At 68.3% G+C, this 635-nt stretch carries 1 protein-coding gene; it reads right to left on the reverse strand.

Features of this window, described 5'->3' with window-relative positions:
- The coding region (locus PV768_RS21860; RefSeq protein WP_421094208.1) for an isocitrate lyase/phosphoenolpyruvate mutase family protein at nt 1-635 on the reverse strand (635 nt) is incomplete at both ends.

The raw sequence follows: 635 nt of genomic DNA on the forward strand, positions 1-635 counted from the left end.
GGGAACTCGGCCTTGACGGCTTCGGCGAACTTGCGGGCCAGTTCCAGGTCCGGGGTGCCGGTTTCCATCCAGATCAGGTCCGAGTACGGGGCGTAGGCCTTGGCGCGGGCGATGCAGGGTTCGATGCCGTTGCGGACCTTGTAGAAGCCTTCCGGGGTGCGGACCGGCTGTCCGCCCTCGCGGAGGATGAATTCCTGGTCGCGTTCGTCGACGTCGGAGGTGATCAGGGTGGCTGCCTCGGCGTCGGTGCGGGCGATGACCACCGACGGGGTGCCGGCGACGTCCGCGGCGAGGCGGGCCGCGTTCAGGGTCCGGACGTGCTGCTGGGTCGGGATCAGGACCTTGCCGCCGAGGTGGCCGCACTTCTTTTCCGAGGCGAGCTGGTCCTCCCAGTGAACACCCGCGGCGCCGGCCTGGATCATGGACTTCATCAGCTCGTAGGCGTTCAGCGGGCCGCCGAAACCGGCCTCCGCGTCCGCAACGATCGGGACCAGCCAGTCCTCGACCGTCCGGATGCCCTCGGAGAACTCGATCTGGTCGGCCCGGAGCAGGGCGTTGTTGATCCGGCGCACCACCGTCGGAACCGAGTTGGCCGGGTAAAGCGACTGGTCCGGGTAGGTGTGGCCGGAGTTGTT

The organism is Pseudarthrobacter sp. CC4 (assembly GCF_048957775.1).
Lineage (GTDB): Bacteria > Actinomycetota > Actinomycetes > Actinomycetales > Micrococcaceae > Arthrobacter.